The organism is Holdemanella porci (genome assembly GCF_009696075.1).
In the GTDB taxonomy this organism is placed as follows: Bacteria; Bacillota_I; Bacilli_A; order Erysipelotrichales; family Erysipelotrichaceae; genus Holdemanella; species Holdemanella porci.
Genome location: NZ_VUMR01000040.1, coordinates 1 through 19,243, shown reverse-complemented (window position 1 = coordinate 19,243; position 19,243 = coordinate 1). Strand labels below are relative to the sequence as shown.

At 33.0% G+C, this 19,243-nt stretch carries 21 protein-coding genes and 1 pseudogene; 14 read left to right on the top strand and 8 right to left on the bottom strand.

Going from position 1 to position 19,243, the window contains the following annotated elements:
* Window positions 1-218: 218 nt before the first annotated feature.
* Genes FYJ55_RS07555 through FYJ55_RS07545 form a run of 3 tightly spaced genes read left to right on the top strand, consistent with a single transcriptional unit; the run spans window position 219 to window position 2,561 of the window.
* Entirely contained in the window at window positions 219-1,220 is a 1,002-nt protein-coding gene (locus tag FYJ55_RS07555; RefSeq protein ID WP_154556319.1) for a bifunctional UDP-N-acetylglucosamine diphosphorylase/glucosamine-1-phosphate N-acetyltransferase GlmU, read from the top strand.
* A 29-nt stretch (window positions 1,221-1,249) separates the two neighbouring features.
* Window positions 1,250-2,206, top strand: a complete 957-nt coding sequence (locus FYJ55_RS07550) for a ribose-phosphate diphosphokinase (RefSeq protein ID WP_154556318.1) — start codon at window positions 1,250-1,252, stop codon at window positions 2,204-2,206.
* 1 nt (window position 2,207) lies between these two features.
* Entirely contained in the window at window positions 2,208-2,561 is a 354-nt protein-coding gene (locus FYJ55_RS07545) for a Spx/MgsR family RNA polymerase-binding regulatory protein (protein ID WP_154556317.1), read from the top strand.
* Between the two features lie 24 nt (window positions 2,562-2,585).
* On the opposite strand, the gene FYJ55_RS07540 is transcribed toward FYJ55_RS07545, so the two are convergent.
* On the bottom strand, window positions 2,586-3,335 hold the full coding sequence (locus FYJ55_RS07540) for a TatD family hydrolase (RefSeq protein WP_154556316.1): 750 nt from the start codon (window positions 3,333-3,335) through the stop codon (window positions 2,586-2,588).
* 52 nt (window positions 3,336-3,387) lie between these two features.
* Here FYJ55_RS07540 and FYJ55_RS07535 point away from each other — a divergent pair, with 52 nt between their 5' ends.
* The 3 genes from FYJ55_RS07535 (at window position 3,388) to FYJ55_RS07525 (ending at window position 4,835) form a co-directional block, all read left to right on the top strand.
* Window positions 3,388-3,825 carry a DUF3284 domain-containing protein gene (locus tag FYJ55_RS07535; RefSeq protein ID WP_154556315.1) on the top strand — a complete coding sequence of 146 codons (438 nt, stop codon included), beginning with the start codon at window positions 3,388-3,390 and terminating at the stop codon, window positions 3,823-3,825.
* 111 nt (window positions 3,826-3,936) lie between these two features.
* Window positions 3,937-4,110: a hypothetical protein gene (locus FYJ55_RS07530; RefSeq protein ID WP_154556314.1), complete on the top strand. Its 174-nt coding sequence runs from the start codon at window positions 3,937-3,939 to the stop codon at window positions 4,108-4,110.
* 200 nt (window positions 4,111-4,310) lie between these two features.
* Window positions 4,311-4,835 carry a Crp/Fnr family transcriptional regulator gene (locus FYJ55_RS07525; RefSeq protein ID WP_229771131.1) on the top strand — a complete coding sequence of 175 codons (525 nt, stop codon included), beginning with the start codon at window positions 4,311-4,313 and terminating at the stop codon, window positions 4,833-4,835.
* Between the two features lie 72 nt (window positions 4,836-4,907).
* Here the strand turns inward: FYJ55_RS07525 and FYJ55_RS11560 are convergent, their stop codons facing one another.
* The 6 genes and pseudogenes from FYJ55_RS11560 to FYJ55_RS07500 all read right to left on the bottom strand — a co-directional run bounded on the left by FYJ55_RS11560 (window position 4,908) and on the right by FYJ55_RS07500 (window position 10,999).
* On the bottom strand, window positions 4,908-5,507 hold the full coding sequence (locus tag FYJ55_RS11560) for an MATE family efflux transporter (protein WP_229771132.1): 600 nt from the start codon (window positions 5,505-5,507) through the stop codon (window positions 4,908-4,910).
* Between the two features lie 258 nt (window positions 5,508-5,765).
* A pseudogene (locus tag FYJ55_RS11555) lies at window positions 5,766-6,244 on the bottom strand (MATE family efflux transporter); the annotation flags it as partial.
* Window positions 6,241-7,575, bottom strand: coding sequence for an MATE family efflux transporter (locus FYJ55_RS07515; RefSeq protein ID WP_154556313.1), 1,335 nt, complete (start codon window positions 7,573-7,575; stop codon window positions 6,241-6,243). The gene FYJ55_RS07515 and the pseudogene FYJ55_RS11555, both read right to left, overlap by 4 nt.
* A gap of 84 nt (window positions 7,576-7,659) precedes the next feature.
* Window positions 7,660-8,316: a deoxyribose-phosphate aldolase gene (gene deoC, locus FYJ55_RS07510; RefSeq protein WP_154556312.1), complete on the bottom strand. Its 657-nt coding sequence runs from the start codon at window positions 8,314-8,316 to the stop codon at window positions 7,660-7,662.
* A gap of 9 nt (window positions 8,317-8,325) precedes the next feature.
* Complete coding sequence (locus tag FYJ55_RS07505; RefSeq protein WP_154556311.1) at window positions 8,326-10,350, bottom strand: BglG family transcription antiterminator; 2,025 nt, start codon at window positions 10,348-10,350, stop codon at window positions 8,326-8,328.
* Window positions 10,351-10,360: 10 nt separating this feature from the next.
* Window positions 10,361-10,999 (bottom strand): hypothetical protein, encoded by a 639-nt coding sequence (locus FYJ55_RS07500; protein WP_229771130.1) that lies wholly within the window; start codon window positions 10,997-10,999, stop codon window positions 10,361-10,363.
* Between the two features lie 286 nt (window positions 11,000-11,285).
* Here FYJ55_RS07500 and FYJ55_RS07495 point away from each other — a divergent pair, with 286 nt between their 5' ends.
* From FYJ55_RS07495 to FYJ55_RS07475, 5 genes are read left to right on the top strand one after another with little or no spacing between them, the layout of a single operon-like run.
* The gene (locus FYJ55_RS07495) at window positions 11,286-11,732 is read left to right on the top strand and encodes a PTS sugar transporter subunit IIA (RefSeq protein WP_154556310.1); all 447 of its coding nucleotides are present in this window, start codon (window positions 11,286-11,288) and stop codon (window positions 11,730-11,732) included.
* A gap of 27 nt (window positions 11,733-11,759) precedes the next feature.
* Window positions 11,760-13,181, top strand: a complete 1,422-nt coding sequence (locus tag FYJ55_RS07490; RefSeq protein WP_154556309.1) for a PTS ascorbate transporter subunit IIC — start codon at window positions 11,760-11,762, stop codon at window positions 13,179-13,181.
* A 14-nt stretch (window positions 13,182-13,195) separates the two neighbouring features.
* Complete coding sequence (locus FYJ55_RS07485) at window positions 13,196-13,474, top strand: PTS sugar transporter subunit IIB (RefSeq protein WP_154556308.1); 279 nt, start codon at window positions 13,196-13,198, stop codon at window positions 13,472-13,474.
* 37 nt (window positions 13,475-13,511) lie between these two features.
* On the top strand, window positions 13,512-14,384 hold the full coding sequence (locus tag FYJ55_RS07480) for a transketolase (RefSeq protein ID WP_326831853.1): 873 nt from the start codon (window positions 13,512-13,514) through the stop codon (window positions 14,382-14,384).
* Window positions 14,377-15,333, top strand: a complete 957-nt coding sequence (locus FYJ55_RS07475) for a transketolase family protein (protein WP_154556306.1) — start codon at window positions 14,377-14,379, stop codon at window positions 15,331-15,333. The genes FYJ55_RS07480 and FYJ55_RS07475 overlap by 8 nt, the downstream gene beginning before the upstream one ends.
* A 246-nt stretch (window positions 15,334-15,579) precedes the next feature.
* Here the strand turns inward: FYJ55_RS07475 and FYJ55_RS07470 are convergent, their stop codons facing one another.
* Entirely contained in the window at window positions 15,580-16,959 is a 1,380-nt protein-coding gene (locus FYJ55_RS07470; RefSeq protein WP_154556305.1) for a glucosaminidase domain-containing protein, read from the bottom strand.
* A 165-nt stretch (window positions 16,960-17,124) separates the two neighbouring features.
* Here FYJ55_RS07470 and prfA point away from each other — a divergent pair, with 165 nt between their 5' ends.
* From prfA to FYJ55_RS07455, 3 genes are all read left to right on the top strand, one after another.
* Window positions 17,125-18,201: a peptide chain release factor 1 gene (gene prfA, locus FYJ55_RS07465; RefSeq protein ID WP_154556304.1), complete on the top strand. Its 1,077-nt coding sequence runs from the start codon at window positions 17,125-17,127 to the stop codon at window positions 18,199-18,201.
* Window positions 18,201-19,049 carry a peptide chain release factor N(5)-glutamine methyltransferase gene (prmC, locus tag FYJ55_RS07460; RefSeq protein ID WP_154556303.1) on the top strand — a complete coding sequence of 283 codons (849 nt, stop codon included), beginning with the start codon at window positions 18,201-18,203 and terminating at the stop codon, window positions 19,047-19,049. Before prfA ends, prmC begins: the two co-directional genes overlap by 1 nt.
* 97 nt (window positions 19,050-19,146) lie before the next feature.
* Window positions 19,147-19,243 (top strand): rubredoxin (locus tag FYJ55_RS07455; RefSeq protein WP_195836699.1); only part of this gene is annotated, 97 nt, incomplete at its 3' end.

Genomic DNA, 19,243 nt, shown 5'->3' with positions numbered 1-19,243 from the left:
CCATCAAAAAATTCAATATATCCTTCAAAATATATAAAAAAAAGACAATTTCATTTCGAAAATTGCCTATATACAATAAAAAGCCTATGTCCTTACGAAAAGGTATAGGCTTTTGTCAACAATCTGAGACAATACAAAATGTATTGTCTTTTTCTTTGTGTGACCCTTTAATGTCTTGTGATTTTTGTTAGAATATATACGGAAAGTCAGGTGAAAATATGCGTAATGCGATTGTTCTGGCGGCAGGAAAAGGAACTCGAATGAAATCAGATCGTAGCAAAGTAATGCATACGATTATTGATCGTTCAATGTTGGCTTACATTATTGATGCTTTAAGAGCGGTATCTGTAGAAAGAATTGTAGTGATTGTCGGATATCAGGCTGAAAGTATTAAAGAAGCTTTTCCAGATGTTGAATTTGCTTTGCAACAACCACAATTGGGTACTGGTCATGCGGTTATGCAAGCTACACAATTAAAGGATGAAGATGGGGATACATTGATTATTAATGGAGACGGACCATGTATTCAGCCTGAGACATTGGAAAAACTATTCCAAACCAATCAAGATGCATCATTAACTCTATTAACTTCTGTATTGGATGATGGAGCTCATTATGGTCGTATTGTTCGTGATGAAAATAGTCATGTTCAAGCGATTGTAGAGGCAAAGGATTGTACAGAAGAACAAAAACAAATTTGTGAAATCAACGCAGGTATGTATTGTTTCAAGAATAGAGATTTATTTGATAATCTTGATAAATTAACAACAAATAATGCTCAACATGAGTATTACTTAACAGACTTGGTTAAGATTTTAGCAAATCAAGGAAAGGTTGTTAAGGGATTGGTAGTTGAAGACCGTGATGAAGTCATGGGAATCAATGATTGTGTAGAATTACATAAAGCGTATGAATGGATGCGCAATCGAATCAACAATAACTGGATGAAAGAAGGGGTACAGATTGTAGACCCAATGCGAACAGTTATTGGAAAAGATGTAACGATTGGACATGATGTGATTATTCATCCAAATGTTGAAATTCTTGGAAACACAGAAATTGGTGATTTCGTTGAGATTTTACCAGGTTCTTATTTGAATAATTCGAAAATTGAAGATCGTGCAATTGTAGATTCAAGTAAAGTCGTTAATTCTTGCATAGAAGAAGGTTCTGTTGTAGGGCCTATGTCTTATGTAAGCAATAATAAAACCATAAAATAAACCTGATAGGGTATGAGAAAGGATAAATCATGAAAAACACCATTGTATTTGCTTTATCATCTAGCGTTGGTTTAGCAGAAGATATTTGTAAAGAATTAGGATTGGAATTAGGTAAGTGTGAAGTTAAACACTTTGCGGATGGAGAAATCTTAGTAGAACTTGGAGAATCTGTTCGTGGCAAACACGTATATTTTGTACAAAGTACAAATAAACCTGTAAACTCAAATTTAATGGAAATTTTAATTGGCATTGATGCATGTAAACGTGCAAGTGCTGCAAGCATCACTGCTATCATTCCATATTTTGGATATGCACGTCAGGATCGTAAAGCGAAACCTCGTCAACCAATTACTTCTAAATTAGTTGCTAGTTTATTAGAAAGAGCTGGAGCTGATCGTGTAGTTACAGTTGACTTACATGCTACTCAGATTCAAGGATTCTTCGATATTCCAGCAGATGATATTACTGCGAATGGATTGATTGCTGATTACTTCAAACACCAAGAAGGATTAGGTGAAATCGTAGTTGTATCTCCTGATCACGGTGGAGCTGTACGTGCGCGTAACTTGGCAAATGCATTAGGTGCACCTATCGCAATCATCGACAAACGTCGTCCTAAACCAAATGTAGCTGAAGCTATGAACTTAATTGGTGATGTTGATGGTAAAACTGCAATCATCATCGATGACATGGTAGATACAGCTGGTACATTAACTGCTGGTATCAAAATGTTGAAAGACAAGGGAGCTAAAGCTGTTTATGCTTCATGTTCACATGGTATCCTTTCAGGACCTGCTATCGATCGTTTAAAAGCTGCTAAGCTAGCTGGATTCGTTTGTACAAATACAATTGATCAAACAGAAAACCAAAAAATTTATCCAGAAATGACTGTTCTTTCAATGGCACCATTGTTAGCTGGATTGATTCATGCAGTTGAAGAAAATTCTTCATTATCAGAAGTATTAGCACACGCATTTGATGACTAATATGGAAACACTGTTTATTGGCTATCCTCCTTGTTCAACTTGTAAAAAGGCATATAAAGCTCTACAAGATTTGGGTATTGAAGCTACATATCGAAATATTAAAGAAGATAATCCAACAAAAGAAGAGATTCAAAGCTGGATTCATCATGGTGTGGAATTAAAAAAATTGTTCAATACAAGTGGTATGTTGTATCGTGAATTAAATGTAAAAGAAAAACGAGAAACATATACAGAAGAACAATTGATTGAATTACTTGCCTCAAATGGTATGTTAGTAAAAAGACCTATTGTGATTCAAGGAGATAACATTATCATAGGAAACAAAGTTTCAGAATACGAAAACTTACAAAAATAGACCTGTCAATCGACAGGTCTTTATTTAATCAAAAATGGAATTGAAGTTCTCTTCAATTTGTCTACATGCATATGCTTCATCAAGTTGTTTGATTTCACAAATTTTCTTGGCGACATATTCCACATACATAGGTTCATTTTCTTTTCCACGATAAGGAACAGGTGTTAAATATGGAGAATCCGTTTCTGTGATGATTCTATCGATTGGACAAACTTCAATACATTCAGGGGCATGTCTAGCATTTTTGAATGTGATAGGTCCGGCAAACGAAATCATAGAATTCATTTTTAAACATTCCAGCATAGTTTCTTTACTTCCGCTAAAGCAATGGAAAATAATTTTTGTCTTTGCGTATTGTTTTAAAATATCCATGCAGTCTTTTGTGGATTCGCGCATATGAATAGAAATAGGGAGATTGTGTTCATTCGCAATTTGAATCTGCTTAATGAATAATTCTTTTTGTAAATCATTAAAACTTGTATCCCAATAGTAATCCAATCCAATTTCTCCTAAACAATCTAAATAAGGCGTTTGATCAATGAGATACTGAATTTCTTTATCTGCAATTTCTTTGGCATCACTTGGAAACCAACCAAAAGCTATTTTAAAGAACGGATATTCTTCTTTTATTTTTTTTGCACGATCTAATTCTTCGGGACTTGTGCACATGATCATGCAAGAAGTAACGTTTTTAATTTTAATGTTTTCAATAATTTCATCGATTCGACTATATAGACGATCACAAGTAATGTGACAATGACTATCTGTATACATAAATAACCTTCTTTCTTAAAATAGTATATAATTGTGTTAAAAGAGGTGCAATATGAAAGTTAGTATGGAATTAAATGTAAGTGATAAAGAGTTTTATGATTTGATGATGAAATCTTTAAAAGAAGAAGTTAAAAATGTCACGAAGAAAGATTTAGAATTAAAAGAAGGTTTAAAATACAAAAAGAAATCAGCTCAAAGAAAAGGAATTGGCTCAGAGATTACTGTGCATATTAAAAGGTTGATTCCAAATGAATTATATGTGGCAACTTTTAATACAGCTATTGATCATACAACTATTTCTTATAAGATTGAATCTTTAAATGAATCAAAAATTAAAGTGACTTATGAAGAAATTTATGAAAATGTTTCTTCAAAGGAAATTCCTGTTTGGAGACAAAAAATAGCAGAAAAACAGTCAGCTAAAAAAGCAAAGAAAATGTTTAAAGAGGTTGAAAAGTTCATTTTAAATGAAAGAAATAACAAGAACTGATTATACCAGAATAGAGACCAAGTTTTCCATCTTGGTTTCTTTTTTTGTTTATATGCGTTATAAGATTGGTATAGAAAAGCTTTAACCCAACAAAAGAAGGAGGGATTGGATATGAAAAAGTTAGGTTATTTAGCAGGAGCATCATTATTGTTTGTTCCAATGCCTCTGTATGCAGCAGGAATTGGTTCTAGCAATCAAGTGTTTACTCACACTGGCTGGTTCTCAGTTATTTGTATGGCAACAATCGGTGTTGGAGTAGCCATTTGTTCAAAACATCAAAAATAATATAGAAGGATACATGATGTATCCTTTTTCTTTCTTATGAAACAGTCAAAGATAATAACATATGTTACCTATATATTTTTGGATTGTGTTATACTATTTTAACTGAAGAAGAAAGGGATTTTTAGAGGCAGTAACTATTTAATAAAATTTTTTGAAGAAAAAGATATGCCTACAGTTACAAAAAAAGACATACATATTTAATGTATTATGGATTAGAACAACAAGATACGTACGTGTTAAAAGAAGGAATTGTTAAGACTAGTATAATTTTGCGTGATGGAAGAGAATTTAATATTTCTTATATTAAAGGCCCCGATATTATTTCATTATTAAAAGATGAAGTAAGTCAATATACATCAGCTCCATTTAACGTTCGTATTGAGAGTGAAACGGCTACTTTTTATCGTATTCTAAGAGTGTTATTCTGGGATTTTGTAAATCAAGATCCAGAGTTAAAAGAGTATGTGAATTCATATTATCGTACTAAATTAACGGAAGCTATTTTTAAGCAGCAACTTATGACAATGAATGGTAAAAATGGAGCAGTGTGTGCTTTTATCTATCAATTGATTCCTATATTCGGAAGAAAAGTAAAAAAAGGTATTTTAATTGATTTCCAAGTGACAAACGATGATATTGCAGGATTCTGCGGTATTTCTACTAGAAATAGTGTAAATCGTATTTTAAGAGGGTTACGTGAGCAAAATGTAATCTCGATGGTTTAGCAGAAGATTTTGATTTTAGACGTAGATTATTAAAACAATTTGTACAAGCATAATACAAAACAAAGCGCAGAGTTAATTCTGCGCTTTAAATGGTTTTATGATTCTGCGATATGAAAATAATAATTGACTAGTCATCAAACACCAGATAATAGGTTCGCAAAAGCATACACCCAAATATTTAAATGTAGGTACTAGAAATAAAGTGAATACGATTTTTCCAAAGAATTCAATAAGACTTGAAATAAGTGGTGTGATTTTATATCCAAAACCTTGAATCGTATTTCGTAAATTAAGAAGAATACTTAATACAATAAAGAAAGGTACATTGATTTTTAAATACATGGCACCATTCTCAAGTACAATAGGATTGTTTGATCCTGAAAGGAAATGGACTAGATTTTCAGCTGTAAAATAGATGATTATACTTAAAAATATAGGATAGATAATGCTACAAGTGTTTGCCATACGAACACCTTTTATAATACGAGTATAGTTTTGAGCTCCTTTATTTTGAGAAACAAAGGTAGCCATAGAAGCAGCTAATGTAGACAAAGGAAGACCCAATAAGGACATTAATTTTCGTGCAGCTGTATGTGCGGCAATAATCTGTGTTCCAAGTCCATTGATTCCTGTTTGGAGAATGATTGTTCCAATGGATACAATAGAAAACATGAATCCCATTGAAAATCCTTGCCCTAATAAATCGTTAATCATAGAGGATTCCATATGGAAATGTTCTTTTTTAGGGATAAGTATTTTAGCATCTTTCCAAATTAAAAAGAAACAAATAATTGTCGATATGCCTTGTGCAATAACAGTAGCTACTCCAGCTCCTAGAACTCCCATATCTAGAATTGTGATACAAAATATATCTAGGGCAATATTAATAATAGAAGAACAGAAAAGTACAATTAAAGGTCTAAGACTATCTCCTATTGCTCGTAACATACCTGCACCTAAATTGTAGAACATTGTGATAATCAAGAAAGCAGATATACAACGTATGTAATTTAATGAATCATTATAAATAATTCTTGGAGTCTTTAAAAGAGTTAACAATGATGGCATAAAAACATAAGAAACAATTGTGATTGCAATGGATATAATAAGGCCAAGAATTAAAGATGTAGCAACACTTTTTTTAGTTCATCTTCATTTTTTGAACCAAAGTATCTAGCAGTAACAATACTAAATCCAGTTCCACATCCATTTGAAAATTGAACAATCAATTCAAAAATAGCAGCTGTTGCACCCATTGCAGCCAGTGCATTATCGCCTAAAAAATGCCCAACTAATAAGGTATCAATTGTGTTATAGAGTTGTTGAAATAGATTTGAAAAGAAAAGTGGAATCACAAAGAAAAGTAATCCTTTTGCGATGCTTCCTTCAGTTAAAGAGTGATTTTTCATACGACAAGTCTCCTTCTAGAATAAAGAATAAACCATGTAACCAATACAATCCCTTTAATTATACTTGAAATGGAGATGGCCCACCATACACCATTAACGCCCAAAAATTGAGATAGTATAACAGCCATAGGAATTCGCGCAGACGTGAATATAATGGATACAATACTAGGTGGCAGAGTTTTACCAAGTCCATTAAAAGCACCTTGTGTAGCTATTTCTATGCACATAAATAGTTGGGAATATCCAAGTATAATTAGATAGTCAATTCCATAAGGAAGTATATTTGTTTCATGGATGAAACATGAGAATATCGGTCCAGGAAGGAAAATTAAAACGGCTGTTGTTAATAATCCCCATAATCCAACCACCAGCATGCCAGTTTTATAACCTTGTTTTACACGATCATAGTTTTTTGCACCATAATTTTGCGAAGTGAACGCATTGATGGATGCGCTGAATCCATCGGCAGCCATCCATGAGATAGATTCAATTTGAGAACCTACTTTTTGTACGGCTACACTTATAGCGCCAAAGCTAGAAATTAAACGTGCAATGTACATAGAAATGCATGTAAATAACATACTTTGCACAGAGGATGGAAATCCTATTTTTAATATTTCAGAAATGTGATTCAATTTTGGTTTTGACAAGATACGGATATTTCTAAATAGATCAAGATTTTTTGTGTTATATAAAAAGACCAGAGTAACAATGATTTGAGCAAGAATTGTTGCAAGAGCTGCACCGATGACTCTAAGATTGAATACAAAGATGAGTACAGGGTCTAAAATTAAATTTAATACTAGACCGGTTGTTGTGGCTATAAAAGTGCTTTTTGAATGTCCAGCAGCTGTAAGAATACCAGTAAAAATCTGATTCACAAAAGAGAATACAATAAAGCCGCATGTAATCCATAAATAATTCTGAGCATCTTGAATAATAGCAGGATCTGATAAATTAAATAATTGAATTAAATACTTTTGAAAAACAATAATAATAATCCCATATATAAGGGCAAAAAATAAGGAACTTTGAAAAGCTGCCTGAATATAATTTTTTGTTTGTTCTTGATTATTAGCTCCAAGACTTTGTCCAACCAAAGCTTGTGATCCAATCTTAGGCATGTTCACAAGGCCGTTAGACAAATACATGAAATTACCGGATACGCCAATACTGGCAACCGCACCAGACCCCAAAAAACCAATCCATAACATATCAACTAGGTTATATGCCATTTGAATGAAATAAGTGGCCATGATTGGAATTGCCAATAAGCTTAACGATTTAAATATAGGGCCATGTAATAGGTCAACACTCTGATTTTTTTTCATACAGGGAATATTGTATCAATTTTTTTATTATAAAACAAAAAAAGAAATCTAAGTTGAACTTAAATTTCTTTTTGAAAAAAATGATTATTTATTATATTCTTCTACGATTTGTACTGTTGCACTTGCACCAATTCGAGTAGCACCAGCCTCGATCATTTCTTTTACTTCAGCATATGAATGAATGCCACCAGCTGCTTTTACTTCTACGTCATTTCCAACTGTATCTTTCATCAATTTAACATCTTCTATTATGGCTCCACCTGTACCAAATCCCGTGCTTGTCTTAATGAAATCAGGTTTAACTTCCTTAGCGATTTCAGCACATTTTTTGATTTCTTCCTTTGTTAGATAGCAATTTTCAAAAATTACTTTAATTCCTTTATTTTGGGCATGGCAAATTTTTGTCAGAGTTTCCATCTCCTCTTTTACTTTGTCAAAATTACCCATTTTCACATCGCCAACATTTAAGACATAATCAATTTCATCTGCACCATCTTTTAAAGCTTCTTTTGTTTCATAAGCCTTTGTGTTTAACCCGCATTGTCCTAATGGAAAACCTACAACGCTGCAAACCATTACGTCTGTATCTTTTAATAAGTTTTTACAATAAGCTACCCAATCTTCATTAACACATACGCTTGCAGTATTTAATTCTTTAGCTTGTTGACAAAGCGTATCAATGTCTTGTTTTGTGGCAAATGCCTTTAAAAATGTGTGATCGAAATATTTGTTGAATTCCATGATAACCTCCTATTTTTCGATATGTTTATCTATATATGCATATATTTCTGCAGGTGTACTTAAACTTGTTATTTGATCAATACTTTTTTTCTTAGAAAAAATATTAAGTACATCGTTCAATACATGTATATGTTTAGTTTTGTCTTCAGCACAAAGAACAATAATAATTTTAGCCTTTTTTCCATTTAGAAAAGAGACAGGTTCTTTAAATGTACACATGGATACATCTAAGCGATTTACACCATTTTCGATTGCAGAATGCGCTAAAACAAGATCGTCAGCCAAAAACATATATAAACCTTTGTTTCTTTGGTCGTTAATAATGGCATTTATGTAATCATTCGAAATGGAACCATCATCCAATAATGGTTGTGCTGATATTTGAATGGCTTCTTCCCAGCTAACTTGAGAATTAACACATTGTATATGTGAATCTTTCAAAAAATCTAATAAGCCTCGATCATATGTTTTATGAGGAGCTTTATGACTTTGTATGCTTGAATAATAATCTTGTAGATCTTTATGAAAATTATCTAATTTTTCAGTATTAATATAATTTGATGCGATTTTCATAATATCATCAATTTGCATTTTTGCCTGTGGCTCAGTTGCCATGCAGTTTCTTAATATAGCTACACGATCTTGATCGGTTAGTATGGGGTGCACCATAATCAACTTTTGTTCATTTGGCAGCATAACCGTTGAAATAACAACATCATAATCGTGTTCTGGCTCATAACTGCTTAAAGGTAAGTTTTTAATTTCAGTTGCTTGAGGCACTAAAGTTGACACTTCTTGGCGTAACATATTTCCAGTTCCAATGCCATTTGGGCATATAATCAAGATTCTAAATGTGTGTTTGTTTGCTTTTTGTGTAGGCATAAAAGCTCCAAAATGCAGGGTTAGATAAGCAACTTCTGCATCCGAAATAAAACAATCAAGGTTTTTAGATAATACATTGCAAGCACGTTTTGTTAACTCAAACAATTCTTCATATTCGGTTTTAATATTGTTAAGCATAGGGTTTCCTAATTGAATACCATATTTAAAACGATATAAAGAAGTTTTTAAATGCGCATTTATTGCATTGATCAATTCATCTTCCTGATCATAAAAAACATATGAAATTCTTTCAAATTCATGTACTAAAGATTTCGCCAATTCATATGTTTTATCTTCTTCCTTCATTACATTCACAGGAACAGCTTGCAGTCTAGATCCAAGAAGGTGTAGGGCAATATAAACTTGTTCATATTCTTTTAAATCATTAAAATATTTATGTACCAAATTGTACTCATTTGTTTCAATAATTTCTTCTTCATCCATGTCTGAAAATGTAATAATGTCATTTCTATTTTGGATGGTTGAAATGAACATAGCTAAAGCAGGTAAGATTCCACTCACATATTCGGTATGCAATTCAGATTCAATATGTTTTAAGCAATTTAATATATCATAAAGTCTTTCTGAATCAAAAGCTTCAATAATGTGATTTTCATAGTAGTGCCAAAGACTAGGAAACAGCATAAAAAAGACAGCTCTTTTTTTGATCGTATCTCCATGTATGTGATATCCTGTTTTTATACTATATGTAAGTTGAAGTGCATAATGACTTAAAAAGGCATCAACAGATTTTAAATCATTAATTATAGTGTTTCGACTAACTTGGCAAATATCGATAAAATCTTCGATATATAAAGGGCGGTTACGGGTAATTATAGAACAGATTTCAATACGTTGTCTTTCTTCAGGTGTAAAGAAAAGTATACTTTCATTTTTTTTCTTATTTAATGTCTTTTGAATAGCCTGAACCTGCTCTTTATGTAGAATAATGCCTTTGCCGCGCTCTTGTATAATAGGATCGATATTGTTATCGACCAGCCATTCGTTAATTTTAGAAATGTCATAATAGACGCTTCGTTTAGAAACTTCTAAGTCATCCGCAAGGTCTTGAACTTTTAAATAACCTGTTGTGTACATTACAATATTCAGAATTTCTGTACAACGTTTATCTAATGTATATGAAATAGACATAAGACTCTCCTTAAATCATACTTTCTTTTACTTTTTTATGATAAGGTGTGCCTTTTAAGTTCTTTTTTGCTTTATTGAAATAATAATTTGCTTGTTTTACATCTGAAAGATATTGATATTGTAAACCAAGAAGATATTGTAAAATGCCTTGTTGTTGATCATCTGAATTTTTAGACAAAAGCTCATTCACAAATGAGATATCTTCGCTTTTTTTCTCAATCAAAATACGATATAACATACGATCATAAGCAACTTCATCTTCATTTCCTTTTCGTTCAATAATGTCTAATAATTTTTTAGATAATTCAACATTTTGATCATCCAAAAAGTAAAAGTAAGTCATACTAGCTACTTGATAAGCTTGGGAATTGTTTAAATTCTGTGACAACATGAATTCTACTTGTTTGGTAATTTCATGTGCATCTTGTTTAGACATATATGTACGTAGAATATTGTAATTTTTTTCATATGACGTAAATAATAAAGTATATAAAGGGGAATTCATTTGTTGGATTGCTTCGTCATATTGACCTTTATATATTTTTTTAAGAATGGATTGCCACAAAAAACTTCGAATAAAAAATGGAATGGCAATTGCACATAGAATAAGTGAAATTAATATAATTGCAGCTAAAAGACTCATACTCATAAAACTTAGAAACCCCTTTCATAACTATCTTTAAAATAACAATTGTTAAAGATTTTATCAAATCCAAATTTTTTCACGATAAATTTTGTTTTGTGCAAAAAAAAGGATTTTTATGGACTTTATCATCATTTTGTACAAAAAACACGCCTGTATATAATGATAATAGTGCAAAGCGCTTACAGACAAGGATAAAATATACATTTTGCACAATGTTTGTGCAAAACATTGTTCTTGTTTTTGGAACCCGTTTCACAGATAATGCAAGTGTGAAGAGGAGAGATTCGAGATGATTAAAGATTTGCTAAAAGTTAAAAACTGTTTTATTAAAGAAAGTGTAAAAAATTGGGAAGATGCAATTTGTGTTGCTTGTGCACCAGTGATTGAACAAGGATATTGTACAAAAGAATACGAAGATGCTGTTTTTGAAAACACAGAAAAATTTGGGCCCTATTATGTGTTATGTGAAAACTTGGCTCTAATCCATGCGAGCAATCAATCTGGTGTAAACGAAACACAGATGGCAGTTACAGTTTTAAAAGAACCTGTAAGATTCAAGCCTGATGGATATGATGTGCGAATATTAGTTACACTTGTTGCAAAAGATAATCATTCTCACATGGAAGGCATCCAAGCCGTTTCCAATATCTTCGCAGATGAATCAAAAGTGAATTCGTTACTAAATGCTTCAACTCCACAAGAGATATATAATATCTTTGTTGAAAATGTGGGATAAGCTAAGGTAACATAGAAGGAGAAAGATATGTTAAATTTTATCGTTAATATCTTGTCTACACCTGCCATTTTAGTTGGTTTATTATCTTTAATTGGTTTAGCATTACAGAAAAAACCAATCGAAGAAATCGTAAAAGGTACGGTTAAGACAATTGTTGGTTTCTTAGTATTAAGTGCTGGTGCATCATTCTTACAAACTGGATCATTAAATGCATTCGGTGATATCTTCAACTATGCATTCAATATGCAAGGTGTTGTTCCTAACAATGAAGCTATCGTTTCATTAGCATTGAAAGATTTCGCTACTGACACAGCTTACATTATGTGTTTAGGTATGATCGCAAATATTATTCTGGCACGTTTCTCAAGATGGCACTACATCTTCTTGACTGGTCACCACACATTATACATGGCTTGTATGTTAGCTGTTATTCTAAATGTTGGTGGATTGTCAGGAGCTCAATTATGGCTTGCTGGTGGATTGGTGTTAGGATTCATCATGGTTGTCAGTCCTGCTTATTGTGAGCCTACAATGCGCAAAATTGTTCAAACAGATGAATTAGGATTTGGTCACTTTGGTGGTGCTGGATACTGGTTCTCTGCTCAATGTGCTAAATTATTCAAAGGAAAAAGTAAATCAACTGAAGAAGTTAACTTCCCTCAACGTTTAACTTTCTTACGTGACACTACAGTTGCTATTGGTTTAACAATGGTTGTATTCTTCTTAATCGTAACTGGTGTTGCTGTTGGACGTGGAATCTTAGAAGCAGATCCAGAAACTATCTTAGCTACTTATACTAACTTAGGTGGTTTATTAAATGTTGGTGCTGAAACACAAACACACTGGGCTGTTTGGGCTATTACTTCTGGTTTAAGTTTCGCTGGTGGTGTATATATTATCTTAAGTGGTGTACGTTTGATCGTCGGAGAAATCGTTCCTGCATTCCGTGGTATTGCTGAAAAATTGGTTCCAGGTGCTATTCCTGCAATCGACTGTCCAGTTGTATTCCCTTATGCTCCAAATGCTGTATTAATTGGTTTCTTAGTATCATTCTTAGGTGGTATTGTTGGATTGTTCGTATTAGCATTTATTGACAAATCATTAGTACCTTGTGCATTAATTTTACCTGGTGTAATTCCTCACTTCTTCTGTGGTGCGACTGCAGGTGTATTCGGAAATGCTGAAGGTGGATTAAAAGGTTGTGTATTTGGAAGCTTTATGCATGGTTTATTAATTACATTCTTACCAGCAATCTGTATGCCAGTTATGGGTTCATTGAACTTTGCTAACTGTACATTCTCAGATGCTGACTTCTCTTGGTTAGGTATTGTATTAGGTAATATTGCTCAACATGTTCAAGGAACAGGATTATTTGTAATCTGCGTTGTAATCTTCTTATTACCAATCGTTTATAATTTTGTAGCTCCTAAAAAAGCTGAAGAAAAATAGAAAGGGGAATGAAAATGGCTATTCGTAGTATTATGTGCTGTTGTGGTTCAGGACTTGGAAGTAGTATGATGGTAAGTATGAATGTTGAAAAAGCATTGAAAAACCTAGGTATTACTGGAGTTTCTGTTGACCATACATCTTTAAGTGAAGTAAATCCTAATTCTGCAGATTTATTTGTAGTAGGACGTGACTTAGCTCCACAAGTAGCATCATATCCTAGCAAAATCATTCTTGATCGTATCATGGATATGAATGAATTAACTGAAAAACTTAAAGAAGTTTTCGGTAAGTAAAATTTGATAAAAAGAAGGGTTTTATATCTCCTTCTTTTTGTTTAGCCATTTGGAGGAAATTATGGATAAAAAAGTAGAAATATTAGCAAAAAAAGTGCGCTATGACATTTTGGATATGTTACAACATAGAGGTTATGGACACTTAGGTGGATCTTTATCTTTGGTTGAATTATTTGCGGTATTGTATGGGAAACAAATGAAATATGATCCTAAAAATCCAAAATGGGAAGGAAGAGATCGCGTTGTATTGTCAAAAGGACATGCAGGACCGGTTTGGTATTCAACATTAAGTGAATGTGGTTTCTTTGGTAAAGAAAAGTTAATGACATTAAATGATGGTGGAACAATGTTGCCAAGCCATCCAGATCGAACAAAAACGCCTGGAGTCGATATGACAACAGGATCATTAGGTCAAGGAACAAGTACAGCCGCAGGAATTGCCACAGCATTAAAGATGAAGCACAGTGATAACTATGTATATCTTATTGTTGGAGATGGTGAATTAAATGAAGGTCAATGTTGGGAAGCCTTCCAATACTTGGCAAACTACAAAATGAATAATTGTATCGTTATCATTGATGACAACAAACGTCAATTAGATGGGTATACAAAAGATGTTATAAATCCATTTAGCATTGAAGCTAAGATGAAGGCATTTGGTTTTAATACACAAACTGTTAAAGGAAATAATTTAGATGCGATTGATGAAGCTATCACAAAAGCTAAATCAGTGACTGATTCAGCTGTATGTATTGTTTTGGATACAATCAAAGGTCAAGGTGTTAAGTTCTTTGAAGAACTTTTGGATAATCACTCAGTAAAATTCAATACAGAAGAAGTGAATCGAGCAACTGATGATGCTAAAGCTTCTTTAAAAAAGGAAATTGAAGAGGAGGAGCAACATGTATAAATTAGTAGAAAATCGTAGTGAGAAAGGTAAAGAATTACGTGTTGCAGTTGTTGAAAGCATTCAAGAACTTATTAAAGAAAATGACAAAGTGGTTGCTATGGAAGCCGATTTGGGTGGAGCTAGTAAGTTCACAAATATCAAAAAATCAAATCCAGAAAATTTCATTCAATGTGGTATTTCAGAAGCAAATATGATTGGCGTTGGATGTGGATTGTCAAGTGAAGGATTTATTCCTTATGTACATACATTTGGACCTTTCGCAACACGTCGAGTTTATGATCAAATTTATTTATCAGGTGCATATGCACATAATACAATCAATATTTATGGTTCAGATCCAGGATTTACAGTAGGACCTAATGGAGGTACACATACAACTTGGGAAGATGTGGCTTTGATGCGTGAAATTCCAGGTTCAGTCATTGTGGATCCTTGTGATGAAACACAAACAAGATGGGTTGTAAAAGAACTTTCTAAATATGAAGGTGTACATTATATTCGTGCAAACCGTAAAAATGTTAGGAATGTGTATACAACAGATTCAACTTTTGAATTAGGCAAAGGAAATGTTTTAAGAGAAGGTAAAGATATTCTAATTATTGTATCTGGCCAGTTGGTAAGCGATGCATTAGATTGTGCTGAAAAATTAGTTGAAGAAGGATATTCAGTAGAAGTAATCGATATGTATTGTATTAAACCTTTAGACATTGACTTAGTGTTATCTGAATCAAAAGGTAAAAAGGCTGTTGTTACATTTGAAAATCATTCAATCTATGGCGGACTTGGAAGTGCTGTTGCAGAAGTCTTAATGGAAAATGGAGTCAACGTACCATTTAAGCGTCATGGTGTGGATGAACGCTTTGGTCAAGTTGGAACACCAGATTTCCTTCAAAAAGAATTCCATTTAACAGCAGACGATTTATATAAAACAGTTAAATCAATGCTTTAGAATAAAATAGAGCCGTTTGAAAAAGAACGGCTTTTCTGATGCGGATTTTTCACATAATTCATTTTGATTTCACAAGATTTACCAAAGTTATACTAAAATTATGACAACATGGGATGTTATTCTATAAGTGCCTTAAAGATAAGGCAATGAATATAGAAATAAACCAATATTCATATCTCTCTCCTAAAAAAATTATAATAAACAAAAAGGAACCATTCTAGTCGCCAACACTAGAATGGTTTTCTTTTATTTGAAATCCGATTTCTTGATATATGCATAGCTATTCTTATATTTAGCGTTTACATTTAAATGATTATCTTTAACAGGTGCTTCACTTGATATTTTATAGTATCTATGCTCATCCTCTAATATATTTATCGATACAATACTTCCTTTTTTATAAGTATAAAGAACATCTTTTTTATTTGGTGCATATACCTTTAAGTCCTTAGATAGTTGTATTGTTTTGATTGGATTCTTTTTTTGGTCAATACCATCTTCATCCAATTGATAATAGAAACTAGCCGCTTTTTCTCCCCAGTACGGATCAGACGCATAGTTCACGTTGATGCCACTTGCCTTATCCCCAAACCACGAGCCGTGATATCTTGAATCTTCAGGATTTAGATAGCCTTGCTGTAAGAAATTGTAGGCATGTTGTTTTACACAATCCGCTATTGATTTGTATTGATTTGCGTTATCTGGATTTTCATCAATAGCTGCATGACCGAATAAATTATGATATTCAAGCGCATACTGACTAAGTCCTAGACCACTCTCATTTAGGGCAAGCGCATACATCATAGATGCGTTAATTGCGTATTTAGCTTGTATATTAAAAAATACATCGGCTTGATTATAGAGTGCAGATTCATCGTTGACATACGTATTATAAATCACATTATTCAAATACGACGTGGTTCTGTGCGGAACATATTGATAATAGTTATAGTATGGATTTTTATTGACCTTTTTATCATCAACTAAGTTTTTATAGCTTGTATAAAAATAGTGACCATCATATGAATAATAGGCAGTATCTTCTTTTAAAAATTTTGGAGCAGGACCAATCGCAATAGAATTCGCATTTCCTTGAACAAGATCAGTAGAAATCGTATGAATGAGGGAACCTTTATAAACATAATATGTGGATAAAGTATAAGAATCGTCATATAAGTACAATTCAACATTGTTGATGTCTGTCCATGCTTGCACGCCGCTTATTTTAAAGTGAACCTTCTTTCCGTTAAAGCTGGTTCCTAAATATTGAGCATCTGCGCCATAACTTCCATTCACATATCCAGTTTCATCTGTATCTGCTGTGTATTCTGTATTTTCAGTTATGTCTTTCGTTTTTAAATTAACAATGCCAGATTGAAGTCGTAATATTTTTCCGTTTTCATCTTTTATACACGCATACTTAGAATCGATTGTATCCATCTTAAAAGATGCGAAGATGTAATGCTTATAGGAAGCTTGTACTTCACTTGTATTTAAATCTTCTACGTAGTATTGTCCGTCTTCAGTGATTTTTAAAATAGTGAAGGGAATAACTATAAATACGAAAATGAGTAAGGTAAGAATAAACACAATTGGTATTTTTTTAACTTTTCTTTTCTGTTTCATACTTCATATTATACTCTTATCTTCAAAAATTGCGTAATAGGACAATTTTCATCGACAATACTGGTTCTTTATATTAAAATAGATGGGGTATATCGCTAAAATAAAGCGTTTTTTAAGTGGTAAAACACTCAAGATATAAAAATTATAGAGAAAGGATATATACTTATGGCAAAAATGGATGAGCGTTTAGAAAAAATGGTTGAGCGTTATCGTGAAATCAATGATTTGATGATGCAAAGTGATGTTGTATCGGATCGTAAGACAATGGCAAAATTGGGGCGTGAACAAAATGAGTTGACACCTATTGTGGAAACATACGAAGAATATAAAAAGGCAGTTGAGGAATTAGAAGAGGCTAAAGTCCTTTCAAAAGAAGAGGATAAAGAAATTCGTGAAATGGCACAAATGGAATTGGAAGAATTAGAACCAAAAATCCAAAATTATTTAGACCGATTAGAATTGCTTCTAGTACCAAAAGATCCAAACGATTCTCATAATGCGATCTTAGAAATTCGTGGAGCAGCTGGTGGAGACGAAGGAAATATCTTTGCCGGAGATTTATTTAGAATGTATTCAAAATATGCAGAAGCAAAAGGTTGGAGAACGGAAGTCATTGAAATGGAAGATAGTGAAGCTGGAGGATTCTCATTGGTTTCATTTAAAGTCAATGGAGAAGGGGCTTATGGAACTTTAAAATTTGAATCTGGTTCTCACCGTGTACAACGTGTGCCAAAGACAGAATCACAAGGCCGTATCCATACTTCTACCGCAACAGTATTGTGTATGCCAGAAGTAGAGGCAGAAGACTTTGATATCGATATGAACGACTTGGAAATTGAAACAATGCGTGCAAGTGGAGCTGGAGGACAGCACATCAATAAAACCGATTCAGCTGTACGTATCGTCCACAAACCAACAGGTATTGTAGTTAAATGTCAGGATGGTCGTAGTCAGCATGAAAACCGTGCAACTGCCTTAATGACAATTCGTGCTCGTGTATATGAAGAAAGACAGCGTGAATTGGATCAAAAGAACGAAAAAGAACGTCGTACAAAGATTGGTACTGGAGATCGTGCAGAAAAAATTCGTACATACAACTATCCACAAAACCGTGTAACAGATCACCGTATTGGATATACAGTCAATCAGTTAGATCGTATTATGGATGGTCGTCTAGATGATTTAATGGCTGCATTACAGCTTGCAGATCAACAGGCTAAAATTGCTGGAGAAAAAGAATAATGAGTACATATCATTCATTGATTAATGAAGGTAAAGAACGTCTTTATAAGGCTGGTCAAGGCGAACAGGCAGCGCAACTTTTCATGGTGGAATTATGTCGTCAAAAAGATATCAATTTATATATTTCTATGGATGAAGAGGCGGATGAACAAATTCAAACGGATTATCTTGAAGGAATTCATTTAATGGAAAATGGAGAACCATTAGGCTATGTATTAGGGTATGAATGTTTCTATGGCTACGACTTTATTGTGAATGAAGATGTTTTAATTCCTAGACCTGAAACAGAAGAACTTGTAGGACTTGTATTATCTAAGTTTGATGATTACTTTGCCGACAAAGATCATGTCAATGTATTTGATGTGGCAACAGGGTCTGGAGCCATTGGAATTACTTTAAATCTAGAAGAACCTAGAATGGATGTGATCGCATCGGACATTTCAAAAGAAGCGTTAGTGGTTGCACAAAAGAATAATGAAAAGCTGGATGCGCATGTAAACTTTATTTGTGGAAGCATGTTAGATCCATTTGTAGATCGTGATTTACATTGTGATATTCTAGTTTGCAATCCACCATATATTCCAAGTGAAGAGAAGATGGAACAAAGTGTTGTGGACTATGAACCGCACGTAGCTCTATTTGGTGGAGAAGACGGATTAAAATTCTATCGTGATGTATTTGAAAAAGCACATCTAGTATTGAATGAAAAAGCTTTTCTTGCCTTTGAAATGGGCTGGGACCAAGGCGAATCTTTATCGAATCTAGCTCGTGAATATTTTGAATCTGCAACGATTACTGTACATAAAGATATGTCAGGAAAAGATCGTATGTTGACGATTGAATTATAATTTAAAAATTGTTGAGCAATACTTTTGAAATATAGAAATGAATGTGCGATACTATATGCATTAGAGGAAATAGTATATTTCAAGAGGAGGATTATTTATGAAATATAGATGCTTAATTTGTGGACACATTTATGACGAGGAAAAAGAAGGCGTAAAATTCGCGGATCTTCCTGCAGATTGGAAATGTCCAACTT

What these genes read in the sequence shown, in the direction of transcription:
- FYJ55_RS07555 (WP_154556319.1), top strand. Translation starts at nt 219, where the DNA reads ATGCGTAATGCGATTGTTCTGGCGGCAGGAAAAGGAACTCGAATGAAA.
- FYJ55_RS07550 (WP_154556318.1), top strand. Translation starts at nt 1,250, where the DNA reads ATGAAAAACACCATTGTATTTGCTTTATCATCTAGCGTTGGTTTAGCA.
- FYJ55_RS07545 (WP_154556317.1), top strand. Translation starts at nt 2,208, where the DNA reads ATGGAAACACTGTTTATTGGCTATCCTCCTTGTTCAACTTGTAAAAAG.
- FYJ55_RS07540 (WP_154556316.1), bottom strand. Translation starts at nt 3,335, where the DNA reads ATGTATACAGATAGTCATTGTCACATTACTTGTGATCGTCTATATAGT.
- FYJ55_RS07535 (WP_154556315.1), top strand. Translation starts at nt 3,388, where the DNA reads ATGAAAGTTAGTATGGAATTAAATGTAAGTGATAAAGAGTTTTATGAT.
- FYJ55_RS07530 (WP_154556314.1), top strand. Translation starts at nt 3,937, where the DNA reads ATGAAAAAGTTAGGTTATTTAGCAGGAGCATCATTATTGTTTGTTCCA.
- FYJ55_RS07525 (WP_229771131.1), top strand. Translation starts at nt 4,311, where the DNA reads ATGTATTATGGATTAGAACAACAAGATACGTACGTGTTAAAAGAAGGA.
- FYJ55_RS11560 (WP_229771132.1), bottom strand. Translation starts at nt 5,507, where the DNA reads ATGTTTTCTATTGTATCCATTGGAACAATCATTCTCCAAACAGGAATC.
- FYJ55_RS07515 (WP_154556313.1), bottom strand. Translation starts at nt 7,575, where the DNA reads ATGAAAAAAAATCAGAGTGTTGACCTATTACATGGCCCTATATTTAAA.
- deoC (WP_154556312.1), bottom strand. Translation starts at nt 8,316, where the DNA reads ATGGAATTCAACAAATATTTCGATCACACATTTTTAAAGGCATTTGCC.
- FYJ55_RS07505 (WP_154556311.1), bottom strand. Translation starts at nt 10,350, where the DNA reads ATGTCTATTTCATATACATTAGATAAACGTTGTACAGAAATTCTGAAT.
- FYJ55_RS07500 (WP_229771130.1), bottom strand. Translation starts at nt 10,999, where the DNA reads ATGAGTATGAGTCTTTTAGCTGCAATTATATTAATTTCACTTATTCTA.
- FYJ55_RS07495 (WP_154556310.1), top strand. Translation starts at nt 11,286, where the DNA reads ATGATTAAAGATTTGCTAAAAGTTAAAAACTGTTTTATTAAAGAAAGT.
- FYJ55_RS07490 (WP_154556309.1), top strand. Translation starts at nt 11,760, where the DNA reads ATGTTAAATTTTATCGTTAATATCTTGTCTACACCTGCCATTTTAGTT.
- FYJ55_RS07485 (WP_154556308.1), top strand. Translation starts at nt 13,196, where the DNA reads ATGGCTATTCGTAGTATTATGTGCTGTTGTGGTTCAGGACTTGGAAGT.
- FYJ55_RS07475 (WP_154556306.1), top strand. Translation starts at nt 14,377, where the DNA reads ATGTATAAATTAGTAGAAAATCGTAGTGAGAAAGGTAAAGAATTACGT.
- FYJ55_RS07470 (WP_154556305.1), bottom strand. Translation starts at nt 16,959, where the DNA reads ATGAAACAGAAAAGAAAAGTTAAAAAAATACCAATTGTGTTTATTCTT.
- prfA (WP_154556304.1), top strand. Translation starts at nt 17,125, where the DNA reads ATGGCAAAAATGGATGAGCGTTTAGAAAAAATGGTTGAGCGTTATCGT.
- prmC (WP_154556303.1), top strand. Translation starts at nt 18,201, where the DNA reads ATGAGTACATATCATTCATTGATTAATGAAGGTAAAGAACGTCTTTAT.